The sequence below is a fragment of the Streptomyces sp. NPDC027663 genome (assembly GCF_055566415.1).
Genome location: NZ_JBVHSK010000022.1, coordinates 44,095 through 59,121 on the forward strand (window position 1 = coordinate 44,095; position 15,027 = coordinate 59,121).

Annotated in this window: 15 protein-coding genes; 4 read left to right on the forward strand and 11 right to left on the reverse strand. The window is 72.4% G+C overall.

Annotation, left to right across the window (positions count from 1 at the left end; all coding sequences use genetic code 11):
• Window positions 1-174 precede the first annotated feature (174 nt).
• The gene (locus ACZ4SF_RS35320; protein ID WP_468392673.1) at window positions 175-681 is read right to left on the reverse strand and encodes a CGNR zinc finger domain-containing protein; all 507 of its coding nucleotides are present in this window, start codon (window positions 679-681) and stop codon (window positions 175-177) included.
• A gap of 95 nt (window positions 682-776) precedes the next feature.
• Between ACZ4SF_RS35320 and ACZ4SF_RS35325 the strand changes: the two genes are divergently transcribed.
• Window positions 777-1,136, forward strand: coding sequence for a VOC family protein (locus ACZ4SF_RS35325; protein ID WP_468392675.1), 360 nt, complete (start codon window positions 777-779; stop codon window positions 1,134-1,136).
• Window positions 1,137-1,154: 18 nt separating this feature from the next.
• Here the strand turns inward: ACZ4SF_RS35325 and ACZ4SF_RS35330 are convergent, their stop codons facing one another.
• Window positions 1,155-2,279 (reverse strand): dipeptidase, encoded by a 1,125-nt coding sequence (locus tag ACZ4SF_RS35330; protein ID WP_468392677.1) that lies wholly within the window; start codon window positions 2,277-2,279, stop codon window positions 1,155-1,157.
• Window positions 2,280-2,406: 127 nt separating this feature from the next.
• The gene (locus ACZ4SF_RS35335; protein ID WP_468392679.1) at window positions 2,407-2,766 is read right to left on the reverse strand and encodes a MerR family transcriptional regulator; all 360 of its coding nucleotides are present in this window, start codon (window positions 2,764-2,766) and stop codon (window positions 2,407-2,409) included.
• Window positions 2,767-2,818: 52 nt separating this feature from the next.
• Here ACZ4SF_RS35335 and ACZ4SF_RS35340 point away from each other — a divergent pair, with 52 nt between their 5' ends.
• Window positions 2,819-3,949, forward strand: coding sequence for an alkene reductase (locus ACZ4SF_RS35340; protein ID WP_468392681.1), 1,131 nt, complete (start codon window positions 2,819-2,821; stop codon window positions 3,947-3,949).
• On the opposite strand, the gene ACZ4SF_RS35345 is transcribed toward ACZ4SF_RS35340, so the two are convergent.
• Genes ACZ4SF_RS35345 through ACZ4SF_RS35355 form a run of 3 tightly spaced genes read right to left on the reverse strand, consistent with a single transcriptional unit; the run spans window position 3,898 to window position 6,742 of the window.
• A complete protein-coding gene (locus ACZ4SF_RS35345) occupies window positions 3,898-5,076 on the reverse strand; it encodes a dipeptidase (RefSeq protein WP_468392782.1) in 1,179 nt (392 codons plus the stop codon). The genes ACZ4SF_RS35340 and ACZ4SF_RS35345 overlap by 52 nt on opposite strands.
• 5 nt (window positions 5,077-5,081) lie before the next feature.
• Window positions 5,082-5,606, reverse strand: coding sequence for a 5-(carboxyamino)imidazole ribonucleotide mutase (purE, locus tag ACZ4SF_RS35350; RefSeq protein WP_468392683.1), 525 nt, complete (start codon window positions 5,604-5,606; stop codon window positions 5,082-5,084).
• Window positions 5,603-6,742 (reverse strand): 5-(carboxyamino)imidazole ribonucleotide synthase, encoded by a 1,140-nt coding sequence (locus ACZ4SF_RS35355; RefSeq protein WP_468392685.1) that lies wholly within the window; start codon window positions 6,740-6,742, stop codon window positions 5,603-5,605. The genes purE and ACZ4SF_RS35355 overlap by 4 nt, the downstream gene beginning before the upstream one ends.
• Window positions 6,743-6,925: 183 nt before the next feature.
• On the opposite strand from ACZ4SF_RS35355, the gene ACZ4SF_RS35360 reads away from it, so the two are divergent.
• Entirely contained in the window at window positions 6,926-7,432 is a 507-nt protein-coding gene (locus ACZ4SF_RS35360; RefSeq protein ID WP_468392686.1) for a GtrA family protein, read from the forward strand.
• Window positions 7,433-7,441: 9 nt separating this feature from the next.
• Here ACZ4SF_RS35360 and ACZ4SF_RS35365 read toward each other — a convergent pair whose 3' ends face one another.
• Window positions 7,442-8,713 carry an ATP-binding protein gene (locus tag ACZ4SF_RS35365; protein WP_468392688.1) on the reverse strand — a complete coding sequence of 424 codons (1,272 nt, stop codon included), beginning with the start codon at window positions 8,711-8,713 and terminating at the stop codon, window positions 7,442-7,444.
• A 35-nt stretch (window positions 8,714-8,748) separates the two neighbouring features.
• Window positions 8,749-9,426, reverse strand: a complete 678-nt coding sequence (locus ACZ4SF_RS35370) for a response regulator transcription factor (protein ID WP_030653180.1) — start codon at window positions 9,424-9,426, stop codon at window positions 8,749-8,751.
• A gap of 491 nt (window positions 9,427-9,917) precedes the next feature.
• Here ACZ4SF_RS35370 and ACZ4SF_RS35375 point away from each other — a divergent pair, with 491 nt between their 5' ends.
• A complete protein-coding gene (locus tag ACZ4SF_RS35375; RefSeq protein ID WP_468392690.1) occupies window positions 9,918-11,456 on the forward strand; it encodes a peptide MFS transporter in 1,539 nt (512 codons plus the stop codon).
• Between the two features lie 137 nt (window positions 11,457-11,593).
• Here the strand turns inward: ACZ4SF_RS35375 and ACZ4SF_RS35380 are convergent, their stop codons facing one another.
• The 3 genes from ACZ4SF_RS35380 to ACZ4SF_RS35390 are packed head-to-tail and all read right to left on the reverse strand — an operon-like array spanning window position 11,594 to window position 14,984.
• Window positions 11,594-12,901 (reverse strand): hypothetical protein, encoded by a 1,308-nt coding sequence (locus ACZ4SF_RS35380; RefSeq protein WP_468392692.1) that lies wholly within the window; start codon window positions 12,899-12,901, stop codon window positions 11,594-11,596.
• Between the two features lie 2 nt (window positions 12,902-12,903).
• Window positions 12,904-14,049 carry a hypothetical protein gene (locus ACZ4SF_RS35385; RefSeq protein ID WP_468392694.1) on the reverse strand — a complete coding sequence of 382 codons (1,146 nt, stop codon included), beginning with the start codon at window positions 14,047-14,049 and terminating at the stop codon, window positions 12,904-12,906.
• A complete protein-coding gene (locus tag ACZ4SF_RS35390) occupies window positions 14,046-14,984 on the reverse strand; it encodes a COG1470 family protein (RefSeq protein ID WP_468392784.1) in 939 nt (312 codons plus the stop codon). The genes ACZ4SF_RS35385 and ACZ4SF_RS35390 overlap by 4 nt, the downstream gene beginning before the upstream one ends.
• Between the last annotated feature and the right edge of the window lie 43 nt (window positions 14,985-15,027).

The following is a 15,027-nucleotide window of genomic DNA, read 5'->3' on the forward strand; positions in this document are numbered from 1 at the left end:
GGACCGACCGCGTAGGCGCTCCGCGAGGACCGGCCGCGTAGGCGTTCCGCGGGGTGGCGCGGCGGCGCCGTGTCGATCGGCCGGCTTTCTTCCCGCAAGCGGTGACGCCGGTTCGGCCGAGGCTCAGTCGGCCGAACCGGCGTCATCCCGCATTGTGCACCACTACGGGCCGGATCACGGCCCCTTCGCCCGGTAGCGGCGCATCTTGGCGCGGGCGCCGCACACCTGCATCGAGCACCAGCGCCCGCGTCCGGCGGGGCTGCGGTCGTAGTACGCCCAGTGACAGGTCCCGGACTCGCAGGCCTTCAGGCGGGTCCAGGTGCCGGCGACGAGCGCCTCGGCGACGGCGGCGGCGATCCGGGAGAGCAGCGGGCCCTCGTCGGCGGGGGCGAGACGGGCCGAGCCGTCATGGCCGTCGACGGCCACGTACAGCGGGGCTCCGGCCAGCAGCGTGCCGAGGGGGGTCACCGTGCGGTGCGGCCGGTGGCCGGCGTGGGCCAGCAGCGCGGCCCGCAGCGATTCGCGCAGTTCCCGGGCGTCGGCGAGCCCGGCTTCCGTGATCCCGAACCGGCTCCGGCCCTGCGCGGTGTCCAGCGAGTCGGCACCCGTCTCGATGTCCAGGGTGTTCACCAGGGACTCGACCAGGGCCAGGCCGTCCGGAGCGGCCGATCTCTCGCTCATGCTTGCGACGTTACCTCTATTACGGCAGCATGCAGTAACCGTTACCGGTTACTCGGGTCTATAGGTAACTCCTGTAGGCAGACGTGGAGGAAGTCATGGCTCTGGCCAAGCTCGATGTCGTGGTCCTGGACTGTCCCGATCCCCTCGCGCTCGCGGGCTTCTACGCCGGTGTGCTGGGCGGCACCGTGGAGGGCGCGGGTGACTGGGTGGACCTGAAGCTGCCCGGCGGTCCGGCACTGGCCTTCCAGCAGGCGCCCGGGTTCGTGCCGCCGCAGTGGCCCGGGGCGGACCACTCCCAGCAGTTCCACCTGGACCTGACCGTGGACGACCTGGACGCGGCCGAGAAGGAGGTGCTGGAGCTGGGCGCACGGCCGCTGGACGCGGAGGACCGCTCCCGCTCGTTCCGTGTCTACGCCGACCCCGCGGGGCACCCGTTCTGTCTCTGCGCCGGCTGACGCGCCCCGGTCGTCGGTCTAGGGGGCGTCCAGGTCGCTGATCCTTGCCGTGGAGGCCTCCCGGCGCTGCTGTGCGGCCCGGGCCATGAAGTCCGCGCTGCGCAGCACCCGCTGCACGTTGCCCCAGGTCAGCAGGGCCAGCTCGGTCTCGGACCAGCCGCGCCGGAGCAGCTCGGCGATCAGGTGGGGGTAGCGGGAGGCGTCGGCGAGTTCGCGCGGGTGGACGGCGCCGGAGTCGTAGGTGCCGGACAGGCCGACGCACTCGGGCCCGGCGACGTCCCGGACGTGGTCGAGGTGGTCGGCGACGTCCGGGACGGTCGGGCCGGTCTGCTCGGCGGTCAGCGGGACCATGCACAGGCCCTTGGCCTCGCCCAGCGCGGCGAGCAGGCCGTCGGGCAGGTTGGCGGGGTGCGGGCGCAGGTCTCGGGCGGCCGAGCGGGTGCACAGCACCGGCGTCCTGGACAGGGTGACGGCCCGCTCCACGGTGGCCGGGGAGGCGCCGGAGACGTCGGCGAGGACACCGAGCCGGTTCATCTCGCGGACCACCTCCTCGCCGAACCGGGTCAGCCCGGACGGGCCGGCCCAGGCGGTGCCCGCGAGGGTCAGCACGCGCAGGCCGAGGGCGTGCAGGATGCGCAGGATGCCGAGGGAGTCGTCGAGGGCGGCGGCGTGCGCGGGGCCGAGCACCACGGCGACCCGGCCGCAGTTGCGGGCGTCGACGACCTGCCCGGAGGTGCGCACCAGGCGCAGCCCCTCCGGATGGCTCTCGATGACCGTGCGGGCCATGTCGAGTTGTTCCAGGGTGGCCGCCGCCGCGCGCTCGCGGTCCGTCTCCTCGGGCAGGTGCAGTGACCAGAACAGCGCGCCGACGTGTCCCTGGCGCATCCGGGGCACGTCCGTGTCGACGGCGGCCTCGCCCAGCTCCAGGTCGTACCAGGGAAGATGGCCGAGGGCGCAGGGAAGACCGCTGTAGCCGTCGGCGACCGGGTGGGCGGCAAGCAGCGTGTGTACCCGCTCCAGCAGTTCGCCCGCAGGCTCGTATCCCCGGTCCAGCGGTGCCGGGACGGGGTGAGGGCCGTCCCGCCTGCCGTCGTCCTCGCCGACCTCGGTCGTGCGGGGGATGTCGTGCTGGAGGTCGGCCATGGCGGGCTCCGTACGTCGTCGTGGGCTACGTCGGTCGTGAGCTACGGCGTGCTGTGGCTGGCGTACCGACACGGTCGCACGGAGCGGAGGACGCTTCCTGGTGGATGGGGCGTTCGGGGTACGCCGGTCAGCCCTGGCGGGCGGTGCGGATCACCTCGTCCAGCGTGTCCCGGGACCGCACGAGGTCGGCGATCATGCGGTCGATGCGGTCGCGTTCGGCGCCGAGTTCGGCGACCAGCCGGGGGGTGGCGATCGCGGAGGGGCCGCCGTCCTGGTCCCGCATGCACGGCAGCAACTGGCGGATCCTGTCGCTGTGCAGGCCGGCCGCGTACAGTTCCTGGATCCGGATGACCCGGTCGACGGCCGCCTCCGGGTAGTCGCGGTGGCCGCCGGGGGTACGGTCGCTGGTCAGCAGTCCCTGGGTCTCGTAGTAGCGCAGGGAGCGTTCACTGACGCCGGTGCGCCGGGCCAGTTCACCGATTCTCATGCGGTCCTCCGGGCTTGAATCTGACACCGGTGTCAAGTTCTACCGTGCGGGCATGACGCGCACAACGGACTTCCTGGCCCCGGCCCGGCTCGGCCGGCTCGAACTGCCCCACCACCTCGTGATGGCCCCGCTCACCCGCAACCGTGCGGAGGCCGACGGTACCCCGACCGACCTGATGGTCTCCCACTACTCCGATCGCGCCTCGGCCGGACTGATCATCGCCGAGGGCTCGACGCCGAACGCCGTCGGGCAGACGTACCCCGACATCACCGCGATCCACACCGACCGGCACACGGCCGGCTGGCGCCGGGTCACGGACGCGGTCCGGGAGGGCCGCGGGCGGATGTTCCTGCAGCTCCAGCACGGCGGCCGGGTCAGCCATCCGGCGACGACCGGACTGACCCCCGTGGCTCCCTCCGCCGTCCCGCTACCGGGGACGATCTTCACGCCGGACGGGCACCGGCCGGCCGCCGTACCGCGGGCGATGACCACGGACGACATCAGGACGACGATCGCCGACTTCGCCGCCGCGGCCCGCCGGGCGGTCGACGCGGGCTTCGAGGGCGTGGAGGTGCACTCGGCCAACGGGATGCTGCTGCACCAGTTCCTCGCGGACAACACCAACCGCCGTACGGACGCCTACGGCGGCTCCGCCCGGCGGCGGGTGCGGTTCGCGGCGGAGGTGACGGAGGCGGTGGCCGACGCGATCGGCGCCGACCGGGTGGGCGTACGGATCTCTCCCGGCTCCACCGTCAACGGCGTCCGCGAGGACGACACCGACGGCCTCTACGCCACGCTGCTGGACCGCCTGAAGGAGCTGGACCTGGGCTACCTGCACCTGGTGCGGTCCGATCCGGAGAGCGGCTGGTACCGGCGGATCCGCGCCGACTGGCCCGGCACGCTGATCGGCAACCCCGATCTGACCGACCTCACCGCCGAGACCGTCACCAGGGCCGTGCGGGACCTGCTGGCGGCCGGCGCCGACCTGGTGGCCCTCGGCCGGCCGTTCCTCGCCAACCCGGACCTGATCGACCGGCTCCGCCTGGGCGCACCGCTCAACCCGGTCCGGGACCGGTACTTCATGTACGTGGGCGGGGCAGACGGCTACAACGACTACCCCACCCTCGGCGATCAGCCGTCGAGCGCCTCGATGGTGGCGAGGGACGGGGCGCGGGTGGCCTGAAGGTCCCGGGCCACGTCCTCCGCGGCGCCCAGCACCCGTACCGCGTTCTGCCAGGTCAGCTTGGCCAGGTCGGTCCTGGACCAGCCCCGCCTGAGCAGCTCGGCGAGCAGGTTCGGGTAGCCGGAGACGTCGGTCAGGCCGTCCGGGGTGAACGCGGTGCCGTCGTAGTCGCCGCCTATGCCCAGGTGGTCGATGCCGGCCACCTCGCGCATGTGGTCCAGGTGGTCCGCGACCGTGGACACCGTGGCGACGGGGCGCGGGATGCGCTCCTCGAAGGCCCGGTGGATCTTCATGGCCTCGGGGCTGGTGTCCAGGTGGTGCAGGCCGTGGGCGCGCATGTTCTCGTCCGCCGCGGCCGTCCAGTCCACCGCCGCCTGGAGCACGAACTTCGGCACGAACGTCACCATCGCCACGCCGCCGTTGGCGGGCAGCCGCTCCAGGACGTCGTCGGGGATGTTGCGCGGGTGGTCGCACACCGCCCGCGCGGAGGAGTGCGAGAAGATCACCGGCGCCGAGGTGGCGTCCAGCGCGTCCCGCATCGTCGTGGCCGCCACGTGCGAGAGGTCGACGAGCATGCCGAGGCGGTTCATCTCCGCCACCACCGCGCGGCCGAAGGCGGACAGGCCGCCCACGTTCGGCTCGTCGGTGGCGGAGTCCGCCCAGTCCGCGTTGGAGTTGTGGGTGAGCGTCATGTAGCGCACGCCGAGCGCGTACAGGCCGCGGAGCGTGCCGAGCGAGTTGGCGATGGAGTGACCGCCCTCGGCGCCCATCAGGGAGGCGATACGGCTGTCCCGGCGGGCCGCCTCCATGTCCGCGGCGGTCAGCGCGGGCGCCAGGTCCGCGGAGTAGCGGGTCAGCAGCTGCCGGACGCAGTCGATCTGCTCCAGCGTCGCCGCGACCGGGTTCGGCTCCTCACAGGGCACGTACACCGACCAGTACTGGGCACCGACCCCGCCCTCGCGCAGCCGCGGGATGTCGGTGTGCAGGTGCTCGTGCCGGTCCCCGGCGATGTCCAGCGCGTCCAGGTCGTAGCCGGCCTGCTTGCGCAGCGCCCAGGGCAGGTCGTTGTGCCCGTCGACCACCGGGAACTCGCGCAACAGCGTGCGTGCTTCGTCCAGGTCGGCCACGGCGGTCACTTCCCGAAGCCGAAGCCGCTGCCCGCGCCCTCGACCTTGGAGCGCAGCCGCCTGCCCTTCTCGGTGGCCTGGTCGTTGAGGTCCTGCTGGAAGTCGCGCATCTTGTGCAGCAGGTCCTCGTCGTGGGCGGCGAGCATCCGGGCCGCGAGGAGCCCGGCGTTGCGGGCACCGGCGACGGAGACCGTGGCGACCGGGACGCCGGCCGGCATCTGCACGATGGAGAGCAGCGAGTCCATGCCGTCGAGGTACTTCAGCGGCACGGGCACGCCGATGACCGGCAGCGGGGTGACGGAGGCGAGCATGCCGGGCAGGTGGGCCGCGCCGCCCGCACCGGCGATGATCACCTTCAGGCCGCGGTCGGCAGCCTGCTCCCCGTACGTGATCATCTCGCGCGGCATGCGGTGCGCGGAGACGACGTCGACCTCGTAGGGGATCTCGAACTCGTCCAGGGCCTTGGCGGCGGCTTCCATGACGGGCCAGTCGGAGTCCGACCCCATGACGATGCCAACAACGGGGCTCATTCGGTGATGGTGCCTCTCAGGTAGCCGGCTGCGTGACGGGCGCGCTCCAGCACCTCGTCCAGGTCGTCGCCGTAGGTGTTGACGTGTCCGACCTTGCGGCCGGGCTTCACGTCCTTGCCGTACATGTGGATCTTGAGCTTGGGGTCGCGGGCCATGCAGTGCAAGTAGGCGGAGTACATGTCCGGGTAGTCCCCGCCCAGGACGTTCACCATGACGGTCCACCTGGCGCGCGGGCGCGGGTCGCCCAGCGGCAGGTCCAGGACCGCGCGGACGTGGTTGGCGAACTGCGAGGTGATCGCGCCGTCCATGGTCCAGTGGCCGGAGTTGTGCGGGCGCATCGCCAGCTCGTTGACGAGGACGCGGCCGTCGCGGGTCTGGAACAGCTCCACGGCGAGGTGCCCGACGACGCCCAGCTCCTTGGCGATGGTCAGGGCCATCTGCTCGGCGTGCAGGGCAAGATCCTCGGAGAGGCCGGGCGCGGGGGCTATCACGGTGTCGCAGACGCCGTCGACCTGCTGGGACTCGACCACCGGGTAGGCGACGGCCTGGCCGTGCGGGGAGCGTACGACGTTGGCGGCCAGCTCGCGGACGTAGTCGACCTTCTCCTCGGCGAGGACCGGGACGCCCGCCTTGAACGGCTCGGCGGCCTCCTCGACGGAGTCGACGACCCAGACGCCCTTGCCGTCGTAGCCGCCGCGGACGGTCTTCAGGACGACCGGGAAGCCGTCCCCTTCGGCCGCGAAGGCAGCGACGTCCTGCGGGTCGGCGACAAGCCGGTGCCGCGGGCACGGGATGCCGATCGCGTCGAGCTTCGCCCGCATCACGCCCTTGTCCTGGGCGTGCACCAGCGCGTCGGGCCCGGGGCGCACGGGAATGCCGTCCGCCTCCAGGGCGCGCAGATGCTCGGTGGGCACGTGCTCGTGATCGAAGGTGATCACGTCACAGCCGCGCGCGAACTCACGCAGCGTGTCGAGATCGCGATAGTCGCCGATGACGACATCGCTCACGACCTGCGCCGCGGAATCCTGGGGAGTGTCACTGAGGAGCTTGAACCTGATGCCCAACGGGATGCCCGCTTCGTGCGTCATACGCGCGAGCTGCCCCCCGCCGACCATGCCGACTACCGGGAACGTCACACCCCTAGGGTATCGGCCACGCCGAGGAGGCCGGATCGCCTCCCTCCCGCACTCTCTTACCCAGCGCTTTCCCGGCTCTTTCCGACCCGTTTCCCGGCCGTGGCACGGTCCACGGGCAGGGGCGGCCCGACGCGGCTAGCATGGCGGGGTTGACGGAAACCTACCGACGGGAGCTGCACAGCCATGGAACCTCGTTCCTCGGGGCTGAAACGGCTCGTACGCGAGGTGGTCAAGTTCGGAGCCGTCGGCGGCGCGGGCGTCCTCGTCAATCTGGGCGTGTTCAACCTGGTCCGGCACGTCTCCGACCTGCCGGTGGTGCGCGCCAGCATCATCGCGACCGTCGTGGCCATCGCCTTCAACTACGTCGGCTTCCGCTACTGGACGTACCGGGACCGCGACAAGAGCGGGCGCACCAAGGAACTCACCCTGTTCCTGCTGTTCAGCGCCGTCGGCCTGGTGATCGAGAACGGCGTGCTGTACCTGGCCACCTACGGCTTCGGCTGGGACAGCCCGCTGCAGAGCAATGTGTTCAAGTTCGTCGGCATCGGCGTCGCGACCCTGTTCCGGTTCTGGTCGTACCGCAGCTGGGTGTTCCGGGCGCTGCCCGCCCGGGAGGCGGAGTCGATCCTCGCGGCCGAGGCGAAGAAGCCGGGGCGCAAGCAGCCCGCGCCGAAGCAGCGGGTGCCCTGACCCGGCCGCTCAGCGGACCGTCGGCCGGCTCTCGTCCGTCTTGCGGGCGGGTGCCGTGCGCGAGAGGAACAGGCCGAAGACCGGGGGCTGTGCCTGGAGCAGCTCCAGCCGGCCGCCGTCGGCCTCCGCGAGGTCGCGGGCGACGGCCAGGCCGATTCCCGTGGAGTTCCGCCCGCTGATCGTGCGCTCGAAGATCCGCGCACCGAGATCGGCCGGCACACCGGCGCCCTCGTCGGTGACCTCGATCACGGCCTGGTTGCCGGTGACCCGGGTGCGCAGGGCGACGGTGCCGCCGCCGTGCATGAGCGAGTTCTCGATCAGTGCCGCCAGCACCTGGGCGACCGCACCCGGCGTGCCCACCGCCGTCAGATGCCGTTTGCCGGAGCTGACGATGGCCCGGCCGACGCTGCGGTAGGCGGGCCGCCACTCGGCGAGCTGCTGCTGGATGACCTCGTCGAGGTCGAAGGTGACGGCGGAGCCGGTGCGCGGGTCGCGCGAGTTGGTCAGCAGCCGCTGCACGACGTCCGTCAGCCGCTCGACCTGGGTCAGCGCGATGGTCGCCTCCTCCTTCACCGTGTCCGGGTCGTCGGTGAGGGTGATCTCCTCCAGCCGCATGGACAGCGCGGTCAGCGGCGTACGCAACTGGTGGGAGGCGTCCGCCGCGAGGCGCCGCTCGGCGGTCAGCATGCGGCCGATCCGCTCGGCGGAGGAGTCCAGCACATCGGCGACCCGGTCCAGCTCGGGGACGCCGTACCGCTTGTGCCGCGGGCGCGGGTCCCCGGAGCCGAGCCGTTCCGCGGTCTCCGCCAGGTCGGTCAGCGGGGAGGCGAGCCGGTTGGCCTGCCGTACGGCGAGGAGCACGGCGGCGACCACGGCGAGCAGCGCGACCAGGCCGATGATCAGCAGGGTGCGGCCGACCTCGCGGGTCACCGCGGAGCGCGGCTCCTGCACGGTGACGGTCTCGCCCTCCTCGCCCCGCTGGGTGGCGTGGATGACGTCGCCCTGTGGCTTGCTGCCGATCTCGATGGGGGCGCGGCCGGGCATGCGGATCACCGCGTACTGGTCCTTGCTGACCGGGTTGCGCAGCACGTCCGCGTTGACGTTCTCGGCGGCGAGGATCCGGCTGTCCACGATGCTGGCCAGCCGCACCGCCTCGGAGTCCACCCGCTCCTGGGCACTGGTGCTGATCGTCCGTGACTCGACGATCACCAGGGAGACGCCGAAGACGGCGATCACCACGAGGACGACGGCGAGGGTGGACTGGATGAGACGTCGGCGCATGGTCCGTTACCTGGGGTGCTCGCTGGGGGCCGGGCTCAGCTCTTCTCGAAGCGGAAGCCCACGCCGCGTACCGTCGCGATGTACCGGGGGTTCGCAGCGTCGTCGCCCAGCTTCTTGCGGAGCCAGGAGATGTGCATGTCGAGGGTCTTGGTCGACGACCACCAGGTGGTGTCCCAGACCTCGCGCATCAGCTGGTCCCGGGTCACCACGCGGCCGGCGTCGCGCACCAGCACCCGCAGCAGGTCGAACTCCTTGGCGGTGAGCTGGAGTTCCTCGTCGCCCATCCACGCCCGGTGCGACTCGACGTCGATCCGCACCCCGTGGGTGGCCGGCGGCTGCTGCGGCTCCGCGGCGCCGCGCCGGAGCAGGGCCCGGACCCGGGCGAGCAGTTCGGCGAGCCGGAAGGGCTTGGTGACGTAGTCGTCGGCGCCCGCGTCCAGACCGACGACGGTGTCCACCTCGTCGGCCCGCGCGGTCAGGATGAGGATCGGCACGGTGTGACCGTCGGCACGCAGCCGGCGGGCGACCTCCAGGCCGTCCATGCCGGGCAGGCCCAGGTCCAGCACGACCAGATCGACGCCGCCCTGCATTCCGGCGTCGAGTGCGGCGGGTCCGTCCTCGCGCACCTCGACCTCGTAACCTTCCCGGCGCAGGGCGCGGGCCAGCGGCTCCGAGATGGACGCGTCGTCCTCGGCGAGCAGTACACGGGTCATGAGGTGATGGTAGTCCGCCCGCGTGCGGCGCCGGGGTGTGATCGGTTCCGCGGATTCTTACCTTCACACCTTCCTGGTACGAACCATTGACCTGGGGATGCGATCGTAGGAGGGACCTTCGAAACCGTTTGCACGGTTCCCGCGACACCTGTGATCCGCGTCTCAAGTCCTTCCATATCCGGCAGAGTCCTGACGTATGGTGACCTGAACGCCTGTAGTACACCGGGGACCTTTGGCGGGCAGTGGACGCTGAAGGTCTCTTTCGTGTGCGGGCTGATCAAGATCAGCCTTGAAAGGAATGACCTCTGGCCGGGCTCCGGACGCGACGCGTCCTGGGCGTGGATCCCGGTTGGTCGCCGTCCGCCGCTCCGCGATCCGGAGCGGACTCCCCGTGGGCGTGGGGGTGGACGACCGACCCTGCCGGTGCCGGCCACACCCCCACCGGGCGCGCAATGCTCCAGCCGCCGCGTCCCGACCAGCAAGGAACGACCATGGCGTCCAGCCTGACGAAGGCCTCGGTCCGCCCGGGCACCCCCGGTTCCGAGAAGTCCTTCTTCGGCCACCCCCGCGGACTGGCCACCCTCTTCATGACCGAGATGTGGGAGCGCTTCTCCTACTACGGCATGAAGGCCCTGCTCACCGTGTACCTGCTCTCCGGCGGCCCCGACGCCGGCAAGGGCAGCATGGGCGGCGGACTGGCCATGGACGTGGCCACCACCACGGTGATCGTCTCCGTCTACTCGGCGATGGTGTACCTGCTCGCCATGCCCGGCGGCTGGCTCGGTGACCGCGTCTGGGGCCCGCGCAAGACCGTGGCCATCGCGGCCGTCACGATCATGTCCGGTCACGTCGTGCTGGCGCTGCCCGGCGGCCAGGCGCCGTTCTTCGCGGGCCTCGCGCTGGTCGCGGCCGGTTCGGGTCTGCTGAAGGCCAACATCTCCACGATGGTCGGCCACCTGTACGACGGCCCGGACGACCCGCGCCGTGACGGTGGCTTCACGATCTTCTACATGGGCATCAACGCGGGCGCCTTCTTCGCCCCGCTGGCCATCGGCACCGTCGGCCAGAAGGTCAACTGGCACCTCGGCTTCGGCATGGCCGCGGTCGGCATGGCGATCGGCCTCGCCGCGTTCCTGCTCGGCACCCGCCACCTGAACCCCAAGAGCGACGTCGTCCCCAAGCCGCTGACGGACCAGGAGCGCACCTCCTGGCTGCGCAAGGGCCTGACCTGGCTGATCATCGCCGCCGTCTTCTACGGTGTCGTCGGCGCCACCGGCCACTTCACCCTGAACTGGGCGATGATCCCGCTGACCGTCATCGGTCTGGTCATCCCGGCGGGCGTGCTGCTGCGCATCAAGCGGGACAAGGAGCTGTCGGACACCGAGCAGTCGAAGATGACCGGCTACATCTGGTTCTTCGTCGCGGCCGCCGTGTTCTGGATGATCTACGACCAGGGCGCGTCCACGGTCCAGGCGTTCGGTGAGGGCAAGGCCGCCCACACGATGCTCGGCTTCGACTTCCCGACCTCCTGGTACCAGTCGCTGAACCCGCTGTTCATCATGGCGCTGGCCCCGGTCTTCGCCTGGGTCTGGGTGTGGCTGAACCGCAAGGGCCAGGAGCCCAGCACCATCGTGAAGTTCTCGATGGGCCTGGTCCTGATCGGTGTGTCGTTCTTCTTCTTCCTGGTCCCGCTGGCCATGGCGGCGAACGGCACCGCGGTCAGCCCGATGTGGCTGGTCGGCATCTACTTCATCCAGACCGTCGGTGAGCTGTGCCTGTCGCCGGTCGGCCTGTCGGTGACGACGAAGATGGCCCCGGCCAAGTACGCCAGCCAGATGATGGGCGTGTGGTTCCTCGCGGTCACCGCGGGCGACTCCATCACCAGCCTGCTGTCCAACCCGGCCATCGCCGGTGTCGACCTCGGCGGCAAGGGTGCCGTCTTCGGTGAGGCGGCCCTCGCGGCACTCGCCGGATTCGCGGTGTGGATGTACCGCCGGAAGGTCAAGTCGCTGATGGGCGACGTCCACTAGTCGCTCGGCCTCGGCCGGAAAGAGGGCCGCCGCACCCGCGTGGGTGCGGCGGCCCTCTCGTCGTGTGCGGGGAGGCCTGCCGGGGTGAGGAAGCCTGGGCTGTGCGAGGAGGTGCCGGCCCCGCGCCCGTGGGCCGGCTATCGCTCCCTTCGTCCCGGCAGGAACGTGAACACCGCGCCGCCCAGCAGGATCGCCGTACCCGCCACCAGGCCCAGGGCCTTCAGCGCGCCGTGGTCGCCCGCGCCGGTCTCGGCGAGGCCGCCGTCGTCGCCGGTGGTGCCGGAGGAGGTCCCGGACGCCGAACCGCCGGAGGACGAACCGCCGGAGGACGAGGTGCCGCCCGCCGCGCCGCCGGGCTGCCCGGTGGTGTCCAGGGTGAGCGAGACCTCCGTCTTCACCGGTGTGCACGTCGTGGTCGTACCGAGCGCCTTGACCGTCAGCACGCCCGGGGACAGCGTAGAGGAGCCGCTCGCACCGGGCTTGTAGCTGCCGGTGAGGTCGGGGATCTCGATCGGGTCGCCTGCCTTGACGGGGCTCGCGTTCGTCGGACCCTCCACGTGCACGGTGCCCTTGTCGGCGCCGCCCAGCACCACCTCCATGGACGGCTTCACCGAGTCCGCGGGGATCTCGGCGGGGCTGTCCATCACGGACTTCTTGAACTGCACGGTGAGGTCGTAACTCCCGCCGTTCTTCCTGGCGTTGATCTGCACCGGCGAGGTGGCGTCCTTGTCGCCGATCGGGGTCTTGCAGGCGTACGGGATCTGCACCTCCTTGCCGGTGAAGTCGGTCTGGCCGGTGCCGCCGGTCGCGGTGGGGGTCGCCGTGTGCGTCGGGGTCGCCGTACGGGTCGGGGTCGGGGTCGGCGTACGGGTGGGCGTGGACGTGCCGCCGCCCGCCGTCACCTGGATCGTGGCCGCCTTCTGCACGGTCTCCTTCGGCGTGCACTTGGTGTCGGTCGACATCGCGTTGACCGTGTACGCGTCCGGTGTGAGCGTCACCTCGCCGGCCGCCGTCAGCTTCAGGCTGCCCTTCATGTCGGACAGCACCATGGCCCCGCCCTTGGGGATCGCGGGGTTCTCCCGCGGGCCCCGCAGCGCGACGTCGGCGGTTTGCGCGCCGGCCGCCTTCAGGACGCCGGACGGCTGGACCGAGTTCGCGGGCAGGTCGATGATGTCCGGGTTCTTCGAGGCGGCCTGGACGAACTTCCACACGATGTCCACGGTGTCGCCCACCTTCGCCGTGGCCGGCGCGGTGATCTCGACCTTGGTGGTGCCGTCGACGGGGTCGATGCCCGCGGGCGGCACGCAGTGGGTGGCGTACGACACCTCGGCCGCGTGCGCGGGTGCCGCGGCCAGGCCCAGCAGGACGCCCGCACCGCTCAGCGCCAGCGCGGCTCCCGCGGCGGCAAGTCTGCGTCCCCCGGCCGCTGTGCCTCTCCTTCGCATGCTCACGTGGGTCCCTTCGTGGTGGGAGTCGTAGGACTCGTCGGGCTGTCGTCGTGCGGTGCGGAGGACCGGCCGGCCGGGGCGTCCGGAGCGGAGTCCGGGGTGAACCACGGCAGGGTCGGAGTCGTGGCGGCCGGGCCGGCCGCGGGAGGCGGGGGCCCGGCGGTGCGGGAGCGCGGCAGGCGCAGGGGCAGGCGCAGGGACAGGGGCAGGCGCAGGGACAGGGGCAGGCGCAGGGCGGGCCGGGGCAGCCGCCGATGGCCGGCGGCGCCCGGGCCGCGCGGCCGGACCCGGTCCACCACGGCCATGCCGGCGCGGAACAGCGCGGCCGGGACGACCAGGCAGAGCAGGATCCAGAAGAGCGTCACGCCCCACGGCCGGCCCACGCCCCAGGGCTGCTCGGCGAGCACCCGGCCGCCGTGCTTCAGCGTCACGGTGTAGTCGCCGTGGGCCCCCGCCGACAGCTCGACCGGCAGCTTGATCTGCGCCTTCTTCCCGGGCGCGAGGGTGCCGCGCCACTGCTGCTCGTCCCACTGGGGGGCGAAGACGCCGTGCGCGGCGCCGACCTGGAACACGGGGTTCTCGATCGGGCTCGTGCCGGTGTTGCCGACGGTGAGGACCAGAGTGCGGCTGGGCGGTGCCCCGAACCAGGTCAGCAGTCCGCTCGAGCCCGTCAGCCGGGTGTCGGAGAGCACCGCGAGGCGGCCGCCGGAGCGCTCGGCGGGCAGCGGGGACACGGGGTGTCCGGCGACGTTCAGGACGGCGTCGGCCTCGGCCCGGGCGCCGGTGACGGTGGCGACGTGCACCACGCAGGGGCACGGCACGGGCGGTTCGGCGACCGGCAGTCCGCGGCTGAAGGTGCCGTCGGCGTCGGTGGTCACGGCCCGCCCGTCGCCGTTGGCGCAGGAGTTGGTGCCGCCGAGGACACCCCGGGCCGGGGTGGCCCGCCCGCACACCAGCATCATGAGCAGCGTGCGGGGCCGCCAGCCGGTGCCGGTGACGGTGAGAGAGCCGCCGGTACCGGCCTCGGCGGCCGACAGTTTCACGGCCGGGCCGTCGGCCGCCCGGGCCGGACCGTCGGCCGCCCGGACCGGGCCGGCGAGGGCCAGCAGCAGTGCGACGACCACCGGCAGCACGGTCCGCCTCACGACACCGCTCCCGTCGACTCGGCCGCGGCAAGCGCGGGTGCGGTCCGCGCCCGGTGCCCGCGCCGCCGCCGGAGGAATACGGCCGCACCTGCCGTCACCGCGCCCGCTCCCGCGGCCAGGGCGCCCCACGGCACGCACGCGACGGAGCCGGCCGCGGTGTCGTGCGCCCCGCCGGCCGCCGTCACCGTCAGCCGTACCCGCACCTCGTCCAGGACCGGCCGGTCGGACCACGGCTCGCTGAGGGTGCGCCGGGCGCCCGGCGGCAGCCGGACGGGCAGGGTGCGCGGGGCGCGGTCCAGGACCCGGCCGAAGAATCCGTCGGCGCGCACCGCGAGCTTGGGCACGAGGGCGGTCGTACCGCGATTGACCAGCTCGTACGTGATCCGGTCGGCGTGCACGGCGAGGTGCTCGACGGTCAGCGCGGCCAGCGCCGGGCCGCGGACGCGCAGCCGGACCGGCACGGTCGCGGTACGGCCGTCGCCGTCCCGTGCGACGAGCGCGCCGGAGCGGTCGCCGGGCGGACTCCCCCAGGGCACGGTCACCGTGAACGGCACCTCGGCCCGGGTGCGGCCGGGGACGGTGAGGGCGGTGCGGGCGAGGGTGGCCGGAACGCCGGCGCCGTGCAAGCGGACCGTGACGGGGCTGCGGCCGCGATTGGTCACGGACACCGTGTCCTGCAACACCGCCCCGGGTGTGCCCTCGGCGTAGAACGCGGGCCGTCCGCCACCCAGCGGCGCAAGAGCCCAGACGGCGCTCTGCGCACCAGGTTGTGCGGCGGTCTGCGCACCGGGCTGCGCGGCGGGCTGTGCGGCGGCTCCAGGGGCGACGGTCAGCAGCAGGAGCGGCAGCAGCAGGACGAGCGGCGCCAGGGGCAGGCGGGGGGACGCGCCGGGCGGCGCGGCTGCGGCTGCGGCTGCCGGTGCGAGGGGCGACATGGGCGGCGCCAGGGGCAGGCGTGGGGACGGGCCGGGCGGCGCG

Bases quoted from the DNA above. Each gene is read 5' to 3' on its own strand.
- ACZ4SF_RS35320 (WP_468392673.1), bottom strand. From the start codon at position 681: ATGAGCGAGAGATCGGCCGCTCCGGACGGCCTGGCCCTGGTCGAGTCC.
- ACZ4SF_RS35325 (WP_468392675.1), top strand. From the start codon at position 777: ATGGCTCTGGCCAAGCTCGATGTCGTGGTCCTGGACTGTCCCGATCCC.
- ACZ4SF_RS35330 (WP_468392677.1), bottom strand. From the start codon at position 2,279: ATGGCCGACCTCCAGCACGACATCCCCCGCACGACCGAGGTCGGCGAG.
- ACZ4SF_RS35335 (WP_468392679.1), bottom strand. From the start codon at position 2,766: ATGAGAATCGGTGAACTGGCCCGGCGCACCGGCGTCAGTGAACGCTCC.
- ACZ4SF_RS35340 (WP_468392681.1), top strand. From the start codon at position 2,819: ATGACGCGCACAACGGACTTCCTGGCCCCGGCCCGGCTCGGCCGGCTC.
- purE (WP_468392683.1), bottom strand. From the start codon at position 5,606: ATGAGCCCCGTTGTTGGCATCGTCATGGGGTCGGACTCCGACTGGCCC.
- ACZ4SF_RS35360 (WP_468392686.1), top strand. From the start codon at position 6,926: ATGGAACCTCGTTCCTCGGGGCTGAAACGGCTCGTACGCGAGGTGGTC.
- ACZ4SF_RS35365 (WP_468392688.1), bottom strand. From the start codon at position 8,713: ATGCGCCGACGTCTCATCCAGTCCACCCTCGCCGTCGTCCTCGTGGTG.
- ACZ4SF_RS35370 (WP_030653180.1), bottom strand. From the start codon at position 9,426: ATGACCCGTGTACTGCTCGCCGAGGACGACGCGTCCATCTCGGAGCCG.
- ACZ4SF_RS35375 (WP_468392690.1), top strand. From the start codon at position 9,918: ATGGCGTCCAGCCTGACGAAGGCCTCGGTCCGCCCGGGCACCCCCGGT.
- ACZ4SF_RS35380 (WP_468392692.1), bottom strand. From the start codon at position 12,901: ATGCGAAGGAGAGGCACAGCGGCCGGGGGACGCAGACTTGCCGCCGCG.
- ACZ4SF_RS35390 (WP_468392784.1), bottom strand. From the start codon at position 14,984: ATGTCGCCCCTCGCACCGGCAGCCGCAGCCGCAGCCGCGCCGCCCGGC.